This is a genomic window from Piscirickettsia litoralis, assembly GCF_001720395.1.
GTDB classification, from domain to species: Bacteria; Pseudomonadota; Gammaproteobacteria; order Piscirickettsiales; family Piscirickettsiaceae; genus Piscirickettsia; species Piscirickettsia litoralis.
On the sequence record NZ_MDTU01000001.1, the window covers coordinates 1,787,742 to 1,800,178 of the forward strand.

Genomic DNA, 12,437 nt, shown 5'->3' on the forward strand with positions numbered 1-12,437 from the left:
AGAGTGTGAACAATAGAGTAACTATTTTATGGTCAGTTACTGCTAAGCCACACTCTAGGTCATGCCTACATCAAGCAGGGTGTTTGCTAAATTTACTATTAACAGCTTTTTTCCACATGATGTTGGTTTGTTATATAGTAAGATAAGTTATAATTTAAAGAAAGTGAAAAATAGCAGTCTTGCTGTATTATTTTTTTAACTTCTTTCTCCAGTTTATTTATCAATTCCTGTGAAAAATTATCATCCCGGTGTGGTTTTTCTAATAAAGATAAAGAAATTAAAATATGAGTATGCTTATATAAACCAGTCGGATAAGCTCGGCCTTTACACACCCCAGAACTCGAATCATGCTGATTGATTACATTTTCAATTACCTCAAAAATTTCGTCTGCATTAATTAATAAATCATCAGAATACTTAAGCTCGATATGTGGCACTTTAAAAATCTCCTTTATTATTAACTCGCTGTTTTTCTAAAAACTTCCAGACTGACTGATGATAAAATTCTGGCTTTTCAAAAAATGGATCATGAGAACAATCGCGTAATACCACAAGCTCAGCATTCACCAAATTATTACGCATATAATCACATGGCACACCAGGCCCACCATGCAAAATAAGCAATGTTTCCTTATTTTCACAGCCTGTGCTATAAGTCATTATGTTATAGTCACGGTACTTGATAGCTTGGCGCTCAATATGAATCGTCATTGTTATCCTTGCCTATTATTTAATATAAGCGCTATATTAACATAGCCTATAAGAAATTATAAAGGCAAACAGAAAAACCAAAACTATTAACAAGTATGATAAACGATTTCAGCCACTCTTTTTCAAAATAAATAAACCATGATGTAGCTTCATTTTTGCTTTTTCTGATTTAATTAATTCACTCACCTTGCGCCAGAAGATATTTTTATCCATACCATTTAAAAAACTTACAGGCTGAGTTTCTTGTAACCATTGCAAACACATTTCACTTTTAGAAAAAGAAGTGTTTAGTTTTTCTTTTGAAAAAACCAAACAAATATTTAGTCTATTAAAATAATCGATTACTTGTTCATAATTATATTTATATGCAGGATCTTTAACTTCTATATCAGGAAAGCTGTCTGCAACTCGGGCTAATAGTTTTTTTAGCTCTTCACCATTATCAACCAAAGAAAATCTAAAGCAAATAACTCCACCCGATTTTAAAGTACGGTAACTATTTAAAAAAACTTCCTGTAGCTTTAATGGACTCAACCAGTGTAGGGCTGCGTTAGAAAAAACAATATCGAACTTGTTATCTTGACAGGAATTAAGGAATTGGCAAACATCTTGACGAATGAAATTAATATTTTTATCTGAAAATTTATTACGTGCATATTTAATCATACTTTCTGATAAATCGACACCTAGAAAATCATTACAATCATTAAGATCGCCACTAATAAATGATAATAAATTGCCTGTACCACAACCAAGATCAACCACTTTATTTATTTTACATGGGAAAAATTGCTTTGCTAACTGATAAAGCTCTAGACCTGAGCTATATTGATAATTAAGCTGCAAACTATTATAACTAGGTGCGTGCCATGCACTATCACTGGTGCTCATAATATTTTTGTTTCACTAAATTTAGCAATTTTTAATTATATTAATTTATATCATAAAAAATCATTAAATATCAACACCAGAACATCAATCAAAAAGCAACATTATACACAATTAAAATAGTAAAAATGCTAGACAAGCCGCACAAAAAAGTCATAATAAAGGAGGTTTACCTTGTATCGATTATTATTGATTGCTGCTCTGATGCTTTCCCTAATGAGCTGTGCTACAAATAAAGACGATAGTATAAATCATATATGTTTAATCAATGGTATCGCCTCACCTTGCACAACACAACAATTTAATGGGCTAAAAAGGCAACAAAGAAATCAATATAAAATAATAACCGGGTGTAAAAAGAAAAATTTAGACTGGGTTGGAGGTGATCCGTGCTGTCCACCTGGCTATAAACAAATTGGCTGTATTGCCAATTTACCTTGTCAGTGTAAAGAACTTAGATAACAAGTTTGCGTGCTATGGAGGGATTTAGATGCATAAATATATAGTATTCTCGCTATGTGGAACCTGTTTTTTCGCATTGCTATTAACCGCCTCACTATATTTGCGCTTAATGAATCATCATAAAGCACGATCAATCGCTGAACTGAATCAAGCACCACATATTAAACACTAACGCAGCTCAGGCAAGAGACGCTAACACCTTCTTGGCAGATGATGATATGTTAAGCATAACAAGGAGGACTTATGAAACGCTTTATCCCTTTAATTCTCATCATCATTGCAATTATTCTGTTCTTTAGTTTCGGCCTACAGCAATATTTAAGTTTTAATGCACTGCAAGAAAACAACCAAATACTCCAACAGTTTACTAAGAACCATTTTATAGTTGCCGCACTTAGTTTTTGCTTGCTCTACATCATCAGCGTTACGCTATCTATTCCGGGTGCGACGTTACTTACCATCGCTGGTGGTTTGCTATTTGGATCATTCTTCGGCACTATCTTTGTCGTCATCAGCGCTACTATTGGTGCATGTTTACTCTTTTTAGCAGTGCGGACTTCTTTCGGTGAGCTACTAAGTAACAAGGCAGGGCCACGCTTAAAGCAATTGGAAGCCGGCTTTCAAGAAAACAGTTTCAACTACTTACTCACCTTACGATTGATTCCTATTTTTCCATTTTGGCTATTAAATATTGCTCCAGCACTACTTAAAATGCAGCTAAAACCCTATACCATCGCAACATTTCTTGGCATTATCCCTGGATCCTTTGTTTATGTTTCTTTAGGCGATGGTTTAGAGCATTTATTTTCGTTAGGAAAAACTCCTGACCTTAGTATAATTTTTCGACCTAAAATATTAATCCCCATCATCGGTTTAGCTGTTTTATCCCTCCTGCCCGTACTCTATAAAAAAATCAAACAAAAGTGAGCGAAATCATGAGCCAAATTCATAAAACAGATTTATGCATTATCGGTGCGGGCTCAGGGGGTTTGAGTGTTGCCTCTGCTGCTGTACAAATGGGTGCTAACGTCACACTCATCGAACAGCATAAAATAGGCGGAGATTGCTTAAACTATGGCTGTGTGCCTTCTAAAGCGCTTATTGCAGCAGCAAAGCATGCACAGCTAATAAAAAATAGTCCAGCCTTTGGTATTCGAACCACAGATTTTTCTATTGATCATCAAGCTCTTCATGGTCATATCCATGAAAGAATCAATCATATTGCCCCTCACGACTCTATAGAGCGTTTTGAAAATTTAGGAGTCAATGTTATTTTAGGCACCGGAAAATTCACCAGCCCAAATTCTGTACTCGTCAATGATAGCAAAATTCATGCACGACGCTTTATCATTGCGACAGGCTCAAAAGCCGCAATTCCGAATATTCCTGGACTAGAATCTGCACCCTACTTTACCAATGAGACCATATTTGACTTAACACATGCACCAGATCACCTCGTTGTCATTGGTGGTGGTCCTATCGGCTTGGAAATCGCCTGCGCTTATGCTCACCTTGATATCAAAGTCACTTTAATTGCTCGTTCTAATATTTTAGCCAAAGAAGATAAAGAACTTGTTGAGCTAATTCGAAATCATTTAAAAAACAAATTAACAATCTTAGAAAATACTGCCATTAATAAAATCAGCTATAACGATATAAACAATGTTGCAAATATTCACCTCAAAAATGATAATGATGTATCTATTGAAGCTTCTCATCTATTGATTGCAACAGGAAGAGCGCCCGCACTTCATACTTTAAATTTATCAACCGCTAATATTAATTATAATAATGAAGGCATCCTAGTAGATAATCGATTGTGCACAAGCAATAAAAAAGTCTATGTCATCGGTGATGTCATTGGTAAAGAACAATTCACTCACGCAGCAAATTATCATGCCGGTATCGTTATTCGTAATATCCTCTTTCACTTGCCAGCCAAAGCCTCAGCATTGATTCCTCGTGCCACATTTACACTACCGGAAATAGCTCATATTGGCCTCACCGAACAACAAGCACGTCAGCAATACGGTGATAAAATACAGTGTCTAAATTGGCCTTTTGCTCGCAATGATCGAGCAATTACTGATCGCCAAACAAACGGCTTAGTTAAAGTCATTGCCAATAAAAAAGGAAAAATATTAGGCGCGGGAATAGTTCATGAGCATGCAAGCGACCTTCTAACGCCTTGGATGCTAGCAATCAATAATAACCTAACGATCAAGAGCATAGCTGGATTAGTTCATCCTTATCCAACCTTAGGTGAGGCAAATAAATATGCTGCAGGTAGTTTTTATACACCTAAATTATTTTCTAATAGAATGAAATCTATTATTAAGCTACTAATGAAAATTAATCGATATTAAAAAACAAGGGGCTGATACCTAACATTAGCATTTACCATTAATAAAAAACATGATAACTTGTAAAAATTATTCTATAAAAACATGACAGATAAGACATATATGGAAAAGCAGCTAGCGGTTGACGAGCACACAACACTCTCACTACCAACGATTAGTAATGCAATCGAGATCTTTTCTTTGGTTAACCAATATCGTAATGATTTAAGAGAGTTTTTGCCTTGGGTCGATGAAACTCACCATGTTGATGATACACGAGAATATATCAAATTTTGCCTCTCTCAATACGATAACGGCTCTGCCCTTGTTTACTTATTATATTACCAAAATAAAATTGCCGGCACTTTAAGCTTTAATACATTAGATAAAAGCAATGATATTGCTAAAATTGGCTACTGGCTAGCGTCCTGCTATCAAGGGCAAGGCTTAATGACCAAAGCCTGTGCAAAAATGATTGAATATGGTTTTAATGGCCTTCACTTAAACCGTATTGAGATCCACTGTGCCATTAATAATATAAAAAGCCAAAATATCCCTATACGTTTAAACTTTAAAAAAGAAGGTGAGTTAAAACAAGGTATAAAGCTTGCTAACAATCAATATGTAGATGGAGTTATTTACGGCTTAGTAAAAGAGGATTTTAATCTTAAACTGACATCGCCACACTGAGCAACATAATACCTAGAATCGATACAACAAACATCTTACGCGACCAGGTAATATTGCTATCAGAGCGCAGGCCTTTAATTGCTAAAATCAGCCATGAGAGGCCAAATAAACAAGCGGCTGCTAAGTAAATATAACCCGTATAACCAAAAATAGTCGGTAATAAAGCAACAATTGCAAACAGCAACGTATAAACACACATGACTACTTTCGTATATTCTATGCCTTTGACAACGGGTAAAACAGGGATATTAGCTGCTTTATAGTCTTTTAAGCGAAAGATCGCAATGGCATAAGAGTGTGGCATTTGCCATAAAAATAAGATCGCAAATAAAATCATCGCCCCCGCGTCAAAGCGGTTCGTTGTAGCGCAGTAGCCAACAACCGGAGGCACAGCACCCGAAATTGCGCCTATAAAAGTACCATGAATCGATGTGCGTTTAAGCCATAACGTATATAAAACAATATAGACAAACAAACCGACCAGCGCAACAATCACTGTCAGTAAATTAGTAAAGATAGATAAAAAGGCAATCCCTAATAACCCTAAGACAATGCCATAAAAAATTAGGCCAATATTGGGCAGCAAACCTAAAGCTGAAACACGCTTTTTGGTCCGCGCCATCAGTTTATCGATATCTTGATCGATATAATTATTAATCACACAACCGCAGGCAATAACTAAGGACATGCCAATAATCATCGCCGCAAAGGTGACAAAGCTAAAATTTTCCTTAGTACCAAGAAAATAGCCACCGCAAGCGGTGACTATATTTCCAAAAATGATACCCGGCTTGGTAACAGAGAGAAGTCGCAATTAGTGCACCATGTAATAATTCAAATTATACATAATCCATAACGAACCACCGACAACCACTGCCGTTACTAAAATTGTAAAGGCAAATGTCAGCATATCCCAACGCGCATTCTCAGTGCGGGTATTTAAGCCAAAGAAGCAAACTAGTTGAACCAGTAATAATACAACTAGAATGATTGCAAGGATTGCAGTGACTCCTGCGGGTGTAAACGCATGTTTAGTCACCAATAAGGTAGCAACAGCGAATAATACGGCTGAAAAAATAAAGCCGAGTGCATAGTTTTTAAGCGATTTGCCAATGTTTTTCTTTTCATTGACCGCAACTTCATAATGACCTGACATATTAAGCAATCCCCATCATATAAACGATAATAAAGATGAAAACCCAGACAAGGTTCAAGAAGTGGAAAAACATTCCCATGCACGCTAAACGTGTTCTCATCCCAGTCGTAATGCCTTGCATTAAAAACTGAATGATTAAAACAACGGCCCATAACAACGCGACAATCACATGAATCATGTGAATACCCACTAAGCTAAAAAATGCCGATAAAAATGCACTTTGATGCCATGTGTGATGGTTATGAAATAGCACTGCAAATTCATGGAAGGTCATAGAGACAAAGACAATTCCAGAAATAATAGTGACGATCAACCACAGTAAGACTCGACCACGGCTACCTGCCTGCGCAGCAGCGGAACTAATACCATAAGTAAAACTACAAGCTAATAAAAATAGCGTTGTTAAAAACACATAGCCTGGCGATGCAATTTGCACAATGCCAATATTGCCATAGGTTTGATCTTTCAAGACGACATAGCAAGCAAATAATGCTGCAAATAATACGGCATCGCTTAAAACAAACGTCCAAAAACCGAAAAGTGATTTGGAGCCATCATCGTGATGATGATGCTCCTTATGATGATTCATCGTTGTTGCTGTCATGATGTTGCTCCGCTCAGATATTTCGCTTCAGTCGCTTCAACATCTTTTGCTTTCACATAGTAATCAATATTAAAGTTAAAGGTTCTTGCCAGTGCAAAGGCAAGAATTGCGATACCAGAAATGCTGTATAACCAGACAATTTCCCATACCATCGCAAAACCAAAGATTAAGCTTAAAATACCAATGATAAAACCGATGCTGGTATTTTTCGGCATGTGGATATCGCTATACACAGGTTTTGCCGGTTTTTTGCCAGACTTTCTTTGCTTCTCTTTGTCTTCCCAGAACGAGTCACGACTATCAACTTCTGGTGTGATCGCAAAGTTATAAAACGGCGCAGGCGATGGAATAGACCATTCTAATGTTCTAGCATCCCAAGGATCACCTGTTAAATCACGGTTCTCATGGCGCTGCTTGATACTGACAACAAGTTGCAAGATTTGGAAGATAATACCGAGTAGAATCACCGCGGCACCAATGGCAGCAACCACTAAATAAATGTGCCAAGCCGTATCGGTATAGTGATTCAAACGACGCGTCATCCCCATAATGCCAAGAATATAGAGCGGCATAAATGCAAGGTAGAAACCGATGAACCAGCACCAGAATGAGCATTTACCCAGTCTTTCGTTTAGGGTGAAGCCGAATAGTTTCGGGAACCAGTAGTTGTAACCAGCAAATAAGCCAAAAGCAACACCACCAATAATCGTATTATGGAAGTGTGCGACCAAAAACAAGCTGTTATGGAACTGGAAGTCAACACCAGGAACTGCCATTAACACACCAGTCATACCACCGACACTAAAGGTAATTAAAAAACCAATACTCCACATCATCGGTACAGAGAAGGTAATTTTACCGCGGTACATCGTTGCCAACCAGTTGAAAATTTTCACCCCGGTTGGGATAGAAATAATCATCGTCGCAATACCAAAGAACGAGTTTACATCCGCACCTGCACCCATAGTAAAGAAGTGGTGCAACCAAACGGTAAAGGCTAGGAAAGCAATGACAAAGGTCGCCCATACCATCGCCGCATAACCAAAGATTGGTTTCTTACTGAAGGTTGCAATAATCTCAGAGAAAATACCAAAGGCAGGAAGTACCAAGATATAAACCTCTGGATGGCCCCACGTCCAAATCAGGTTGATATACAACATTGCATTACCGCCAAAATCGGAAGTAAAGAAATGCGTACCAAAAAAGCGGTCAAAGAATAGAAGTAATAAAGTGATATTTAAAATTGGGAAAGAAATAATCACAAGAATCATTGATGAAAATACAGACCAAGTGAAAATTGGCATCTTCATCAGGCTCATGCCCGGGCAACGCATTTTAATAATCGTCACAAAGATATTAATTGCACCAATCAGCGTACCAACACCCGAGATGGATAATGCCCATAGATAATAGTCAACACCGACCCCAGGGCTATAAGCGAGTTCAGAGAGCGGTGGATAAGCGAGCCAACCGGTCGCAGCAAACTTACCAACCACAAGTGAAATATTCACTAATAAGGCACCGGCAGTGGTGAGCCAGAAGCTCAATGAGTTGAGGTAAGGATAAGCAACATCGCGCGCACCAATTTGCAAAGGCACAATGATATTGACCAAACCAAAGACAAAGGCCATCGCCATAAAGAAGATCATGATCACACCATGCGCGGTGAAAACTTGGTCATAATGTTCTGGCGGTAAATAGCCTAAATGATGACCATAAGCCAGCGCTTGTTGTAAACGCATCATAATGGCATCAGAGAAACCACGCAGCAGCATGACAAAGGCCAAGATGATATACATGATACCAATCTTTTTGTGGTCAACGCTGGTCAACCATTCTTTCCAAAGCCATTTCCACTTTTTAAAATAAGTCAGGGAGCCAAGAACTGCCAAGACCACAATGGCCATGAACGTGCCTGCACCCATAATAATTGGATTATCATAAGGGATTGACTGTAACGTCAATCGCCCTAATAGTAATGTTTCAAGCATACTTGTGTCCTATAAATTAATTACAGATGTACTTCTGGGCCAGTATTCATTGGCACCATCTGCCCCTTAGGCGGCATCATAAAGCTCATCATCACTTCTTTGAATAAGCCAGGTTTGACAGATGAAAAGTATTCTGGAGGGTTGCTTTCACTCGGAACAACCAATTTCTTATACTCTGCTGTTGTTAATTTATTCGGTGATGCTTTAACAGATTGCACCCACTTATCAAAATCATTCTCAGAGGTCACTTTAGTGACAAAGCGCATATTAGCAAAACCATCGCCACTGAAACTAACCGAGCGACCACGGTATTCACCCATCTTATTGGCCATCATATGCAACTTAGTTTGCATGCCATTCATAGAGTAAATTTGACCGGCAAGCTGCTGAATTTGAAACGAGTTCATCGGTGCATCAGAGGTGATTAAAAACTTCACCGGCTGATGAACTGGGAATTGTACGTAATTCACCGTCGCAATGCCTTGATCTGGATATATAAACAACCACTTCCATTCGAGCGAAATCGCCTGAATCGTGATCGGTTTAACAACCTCACCATTGCGCTTTACATCCAATGGACGATAAGGGTCTAACTTGTGTGTCGAGTGCCACGTAATCACACCAAGAATAGCGATGATGATAATAGGCACACCCCACCAGATAATTTCCAACTTAGTGCTGTGTGTAAACTCGGGAGTATACTTGGCATCATTGTTCGATGCACGATAGCGTCTTGCAATGACTAGCGTTGCAATAATCACAGGGATTACAACGATTAGCATAAGGATTAGAGCGGTGATAAAGAGCTTCATCTCGTCTGCTGCGATAATCCCATGTGGATCGAACAACATCGTTTTACAACCACTTAAGGACAAAGTAGCTAGTAATAACAAGAGAAAAGCAGGGACTTTATGTTTGATATTTTTCTTAAGCATTTTTTTCACATTAGAAATAAATTTCATTATTAACTATTCCCTGTACACGCTAGTGTCAGCGATTACTACAACCACTTTCTCAAGCCCAAAATTTAAGAATCTTAAAAAGGCGCTTTTGAAATTGCCTAGAAGGTACACCATTTTTCAACAATTATCAATTGTGATTTAACGACAGTTGTATTAATCAAAACTTTCTGGTGCTATGATGGCATTTCTTTAGCCAGATAATGATCAAAAGCATAATGACTGTAAAAACCCATACTGATTCTCATTATCAAGTAACGAATATTTTATCAGGTAAACATCAAATGAAATCAACTTTTTCTCTTGCCAGCCTCTTTGGCTTGCGTATGCTTGGGCTTTTTATGATTTTGCCCATTTTTGCTCTATACGCCAACCAGTTACAAGGGGCAACCACCCTCACAATCGGCTTAACCCTAGGCGTTTATGGTGTGACCTCCTGCCTTTTTCAACTCGTCTTCGGCTGGGCCTCTGACCGCTTTGGCCGCAAGAAAATCATCGCCTTAGGGCTACTCATTTTTGCTATCGGCTCTGTTGTTGCCGGCCTGTCTGACTCCATTTATGGAGTTTTTATCGGTCGTGCACTGCAAGGCGCTGGCGCTATTGGCTCAGCTACACTTGCCCTTATTGCTGATCTCACCAAAGATGAACACCGTACCAAGGCGATGGCCACTGTCGGCATGACCATTGGTTTCTCCTTTGTCATTGCCATGGTGCTCGGCCCATTATTAGTCGGCCATATCGGCTTGAACGGTCTCTTCTATTTAACTGGCATACTCGCCATTATTGCAATTTTTGTCCTTTATAAAATTGTTCCTACACCCACGCGCTCTATCACGCACGAGGGTAATACCGCGCATTGGTCACAGTTCAAAACGGTCATCACCAATCCACAGCTTCTGAACCTGGATTTAGGCATTTTCACATTGCATGCGGTGCTAACTGCAAGCTTCATGTTTATCCCGCTCGATATGCTTCACCAGCTGAACTTAGGCGCTCACGAGCAATGGATGGTGTATTTACCCGTCTTTATTGTTTCAGTCGTATTAATGGTGCCTTTTGTCATCATCGCGGAGAAAAAACGCCACATGAAAGGCGTTTTACTCGCTATGATCGCATTGATGTTTTTTTCTCAGCTCGGCGTCTGGTTTTTCAATCATGATTTACCAGGAATTATTCTCTCACTCATGCTGTTTTTCACTGCGTTCACTGTATTAGAAGCTCTATTACCTTCATGGATTTCCAAGGTCTCTCCGGTTGCTGCCAAAGGGACGGCAATGGGGGTGTATTCAAGCAGCCAATATCTAGGAGCGTTTGTCGGTGGTTCTGTCGCAGGTTTATTACTATCTTGGCACAATGACACCGCATTAATGATGATTATTTTAGCTGTGCTAGCGATTTGGTGGATCTTTAGCTTTCTACAAGCCAAGCCCCCTCACTACAGCAGTCGTTTAATTCATGTCGGCAAACTTAGTTCAGCAGAGGCTGCGGCCTTGCAAACCAAACTGGCAAAACGTCCAGGTGTGATTGAAGCGATGGTCGCAGATGAAGAAGGTACTGCTTATCTTAAAGTCATCTCTGATTTATATAAAGATGACGATAAAACCAATCAATAAAAACAAATAAATAAATTTTAAATACTAAATTAACAAATAGGCTAATACTATACTCTAATTCTAATTAGCCTATTTTTTATCCTATTTTAGTGGCAGATAAATATCCGTCATTAACTCATGCTCAGCAACATCAGTAATCATATTCAGATAATTAAAAAAGCACGGAAAATCACGCAACTCCTCACCACTGCCAGGCAACCATTTGCCATATAGGGCGCGCACACTATCACCAATATGATCATGCGAACCTAAATGACGCACTCGCGCACAACGTCCTGCGGGAATCACCTTGTTAATAATGTTGTTTTCTTCCTTAACTCTGCCAGCTGTCACTAAACCAAAATCAAACCTAAAATCTTCAGGCGCTGTTAAGTTGGGGTCATTATAAGCGATACCATAGTAGCCCGCTTTTCGTACCGGCAGCTTATTCTCAGCTATCCAACTTAAAAAACGACTCGCAGTATCATTAATTAATTCTGGTGTACCATGATGCTCGATTGCAATAATAGCCGTTTTTTTAAAGTCAATAATATCCACTTGCATAACTTGCTCTCTTTTTATTTCAGGAAGTATGTATTTTTCCAGCCAAGGCTGCCATTTTGGCTGCTGTCTAAATTGAGTCGGTGTTTGCCCAAAAGCCTTTTTAAATGCACGAGAAAACGATTCTGGGTTTTCAAAACCGGCATCTAATGCGATATCAATGACTTTACATTGCTTATTAAAGACAAGCTGATAGGAGGCTCGCTTTAATCGCATTAACCGAATGAGTTGAAACACATTAATTCCAGCATATTCGCAAAATTGCCGATGAAAGTGGTATTTTGAAAAATTTGCAACCTCAGCCAATTGCTCAACGGTTAGCTCTTCATACAAATGCTCATTGATGTAGCGAAACACCTCATTCATCCTACTGGTATATTTTTTTGCTGCTCTCTCACTCATCACCATTACCCGTCTCAATAATGTATTTAATTTAACCAAACTCGCCCCGATCAATCTTGACCGCAATTGCTACATTACA

14 protein-coding genes are annotated in these 12,437 nt (G+C 38.7%); 5 read left to right on the top strand and 9 right to left on the bottom strand.

Annotation, left to right across the window (positions count from 1 at the left end; genetic code table 11):
- Nucleotides 1-98 precede the first annotated feature (98 nt).
- The 3 genes from BGC07_RS08925 to BGC07_RS08935 all read right to left on the bottom strand — a co-directional run bounded on the left by BGC07_RS08925 (nucleotide 99) and on the right by BGC07_RS08935 (nucleotide 1,557).
- On the bottom strand, nucleotides 99-437 hold the full coding sequence (locus BGC07_RS08925) for a hypothetical protein (RefSeq protein WP_069312814.1): 339 nt from the start codon (nucleotides 435-437) through the stop codon (nucleotides 99-101).
- A gap of 1 nt (nucleotide 438) precedes the next feature.
- Nucleotides 439-711, bottom strand: coding sequence for an alpha/beta fold hydrolase (locus BGC07_RS08930; RefSeq protein WP_069312815.1), 273 nt, complete (start codon nucleotides 709-711; stop codon nucleotides 439-441).
- A 108-nt stretch (nucleotides 712-819) separates the two neighbouring features.
- Nucleotides 820-1,557, bottom strand: a complete 738-nt coding sequence (locus BGC07_RS08935; protein ID WP_158006899.1) for a class I SAM-dependent methyltransferase — start codon at nucleotides 1,555-1,557, stop codon at nucleotides 820-822.
- Nucleotides 1,558-1,773: 216 nt separating this feature from the next.
- Between BGC07_RS08935 and BGC07_RS08940 the strand changes: the two genes are divergently transcribed.
- The 4 genes from BGC07_RS08940 (at nucleotide 1,774) to BGC07_RS08955 (ending at nucleotide 5,093) form a co-directional block, all read left to right on the top strand.
- Nucleotides 1,774-2,061, top strand: a complete 288-nt coding sequence (locus BGC07_RS08940) for a hypothetical protein (RefSeq protein ID WP_069312817.1) — start codon at nucleotides 1,774-1,776, stop codon at nucleotides 2,059-2,061.
- 243 nt (nucleotides 2,062-2,304) lie between these two features.
- Nucleotides 2,305-2,988, top strand: a complete 684-nt coding sequence (locus BGC07_RS08945; RefSeq protein WP_069312818.1) for a TVP38/TMEM64 family protein — start codon at nucleotides 2,305-2,307, stop codon at nucleotides 2,986-2,988.
- An 8-nt stretch (nucleotides 2,989-2,996) separates the two neighbouring features.
- Complete coding sequence (locus tag BGC07_RS08950; RefSeq protein ID WP_069312819.1) at nucleotides 2,997-4,427, top strand: dihydrolipoyl dehydrogenase family protein; 1,431 nt, start codon at nucleotides 2,997-2,999, stop codon at nucleotides 4,425-4,427.
- Nucleotides 4,428-4,526: 99 nt separating this feature from the next.
- Entirely contained in the window at nucleotides 4,527-5,093 is a 567-nt protein-coding gene (locus BGC07_RS08955) for a GNAT family N-acetyltransferase (protein WP_069312820.1), read from the top strand.
- Here the strand turns inward: BGC07_RS08955 and cyoE are convergent.
- The 5 genes from cyoE to cyoA are packed head-to-tail and all read right to left on the bottom strand — an operon-like array spanning nucleotide 5,071 to nucleotide 9,779.
- Nucleotides 5,071-5,907 carry a heme o synthase gene (gene cyoE / locus BGC07_RS08960; RefSeq protein WP_069312821.1) on the bottom strand — a complete coding sequence of 279 codons (837 nt, stop codon included), beginning with the start codon at nucleotides 5,905-5,907 and terminating at the stop codon, nucleotides 5,071-5,073. The two genes, BGC07_RS08955 and cyoE, sit on opposite strands and share 23 nt — an antisense overlap.
- Entirely contained in the window at nucleotides 5,908-6,249 is a 342-nt protein-coding gene (locus BGC07_RS08965; protein ID WP_069312822.1) for a cytochrome o ubiquinol oxidase subunit IV, read from the bottom strand. It lies immediately after the preceding gene.
- A 1-nt stretch (nucleotide 6,250) separates the two neighbouring features.
- Complete coding sequence (locus BGC07_RS08970; RefSeq protein WP_069312823.1) at nucleotides 6,251-6,853, bottom strand: cytochrome c oxidase subunit 3; 603 nt, start codon at nucleotides 6,851-6,853, stop codon at nucleotides 6,251-6,253.
- A complete protein-coding gene (cyoB, locus tag BGC07_RS08975) occupies nucleotides 6,850-8,844 on the bottom strand; it encodes a cytochrome o ubiquinol oxidase subunit I (RefSeq protein WP_069312824.1) in 1,995 nt (664 codons plus the stop codon). The genes BGC07_RS08970 and cyoB overlap by 4 nt, the downstream gene beginning before the upstream one ends.
- Nucleotides 8,845-8,864: 20 nt before the next feature.
- Nucleotides 8,865-9,779, bottom strand: a complete 915-nt coding sequence (gene cyoA, locus BGC07_RS08980) for a ubiquinol oxidase subunit II (protein ID WP_394332134.1) — start codon at nucleotides 9,777-9,779, stop codon at nucleotides 8,865-8,867.
- Between the two features lie 242 nt (nucleotides 9,780-10,021).
- Here cyoA and BGC07_RS08985 point away from each other — a divergent pair, with 242 nt between their 5' ends.
- Complete coding sequence (locus tag BGC07_RS08985; RefSeq protein WP_069312826.1) at nucleotides 10,022-11,416, top strand: MFS transporter; 1,395 nt, start codon at nucleotides 10,022-10,024, stop codon at nucleotides 11,414-11,416.
- An 81-nt stretch (nucleotides 11,417-11,497) separates the two neighbouring features.
- Here BGC07_RS08985 and BGC07_RS08990 read toward each other — a convergent pair whose 3' ends face one another.
- Nucleotides 11,498-12,358, bottom strand: a complete 861-nt coding sequence (locus BGC07_RS08990; RefSeq protein ID WP_069312827.1) for an AraC family transcriptional regulator — start codon at nucleotides 12,356-12,358, stop codon at nucleotides 11,498-11,500.
- Nucleotides 12,359-12,437: the final 79 nt, after the last annotated feature.

Coding starts and splice junctions, on each gene's coding strand:
- BGC07_RS08930 (WP_069312815.1), bottom strand. CDS start 711: ATGACGATTCATATTGAGCGCCAAGCTATCAAGTACCGTGACTATAAC.
- BGC07_RS08945 (WP_069312818.1), top strand. CDS start 2,305: ATGAAACGCTTTATCCCTTTAATTCTCATCATCATTGCAATTATTCTG.
- BGC07_RS08950 (WP_069312819.1), top strand. CDS start 2,997: ATGAGCCAAATTCATAAAACAGATTTATGCATTATCGGTGCGGGCTCA.
- BGC07_RS08955 (WP_069312820.1), top strand. CDS start 4,527: ATGGAAAAGCAGCTAGCGGTTGACGAGCACACAACACTCTCACTACCA.
- BGC07_RS08965 (WP_069312822.1), bottom strand. CDS start 6,249: ATGTCAGGTCATTATGAAGTTGCGGTCAATGAAAAGAAAAACATTGGC.
- BGC07_RS08970 (WP_069312823.1), bottom strand. CDS start 6,853: ATGACAGCAACAACGATGAATCATCATAAGGAGCATCATCATCACGAT.
- cyoB (WP_069312824.1), bottom strand. CDS start 8,844: ATGCTTGAAACATTACTATTAGGGCGATTGACGTTACAGTCAATCCCT.
- cyoA (WP_394332134.1), bottom strand. CDS start 9,779: ATGCTTAAGAAAAATATCAAACATAAAGTCCCTGCTTTTCTCTTGTTA.
- BGC07_RS08985 (WP_069312826.1), top strand. CDS start 10,022: ATGACTGTAAAAACCCATACTGATTCTCATTATCAAGTAACGAATATT.
- BGC07_RS08990 (WP_069312827.1), bottom strand. CDS start 12,358: ATGAGTGAGAGAGCAGCAAAAAAATATACCAGTAGGATGAATGAGGTG.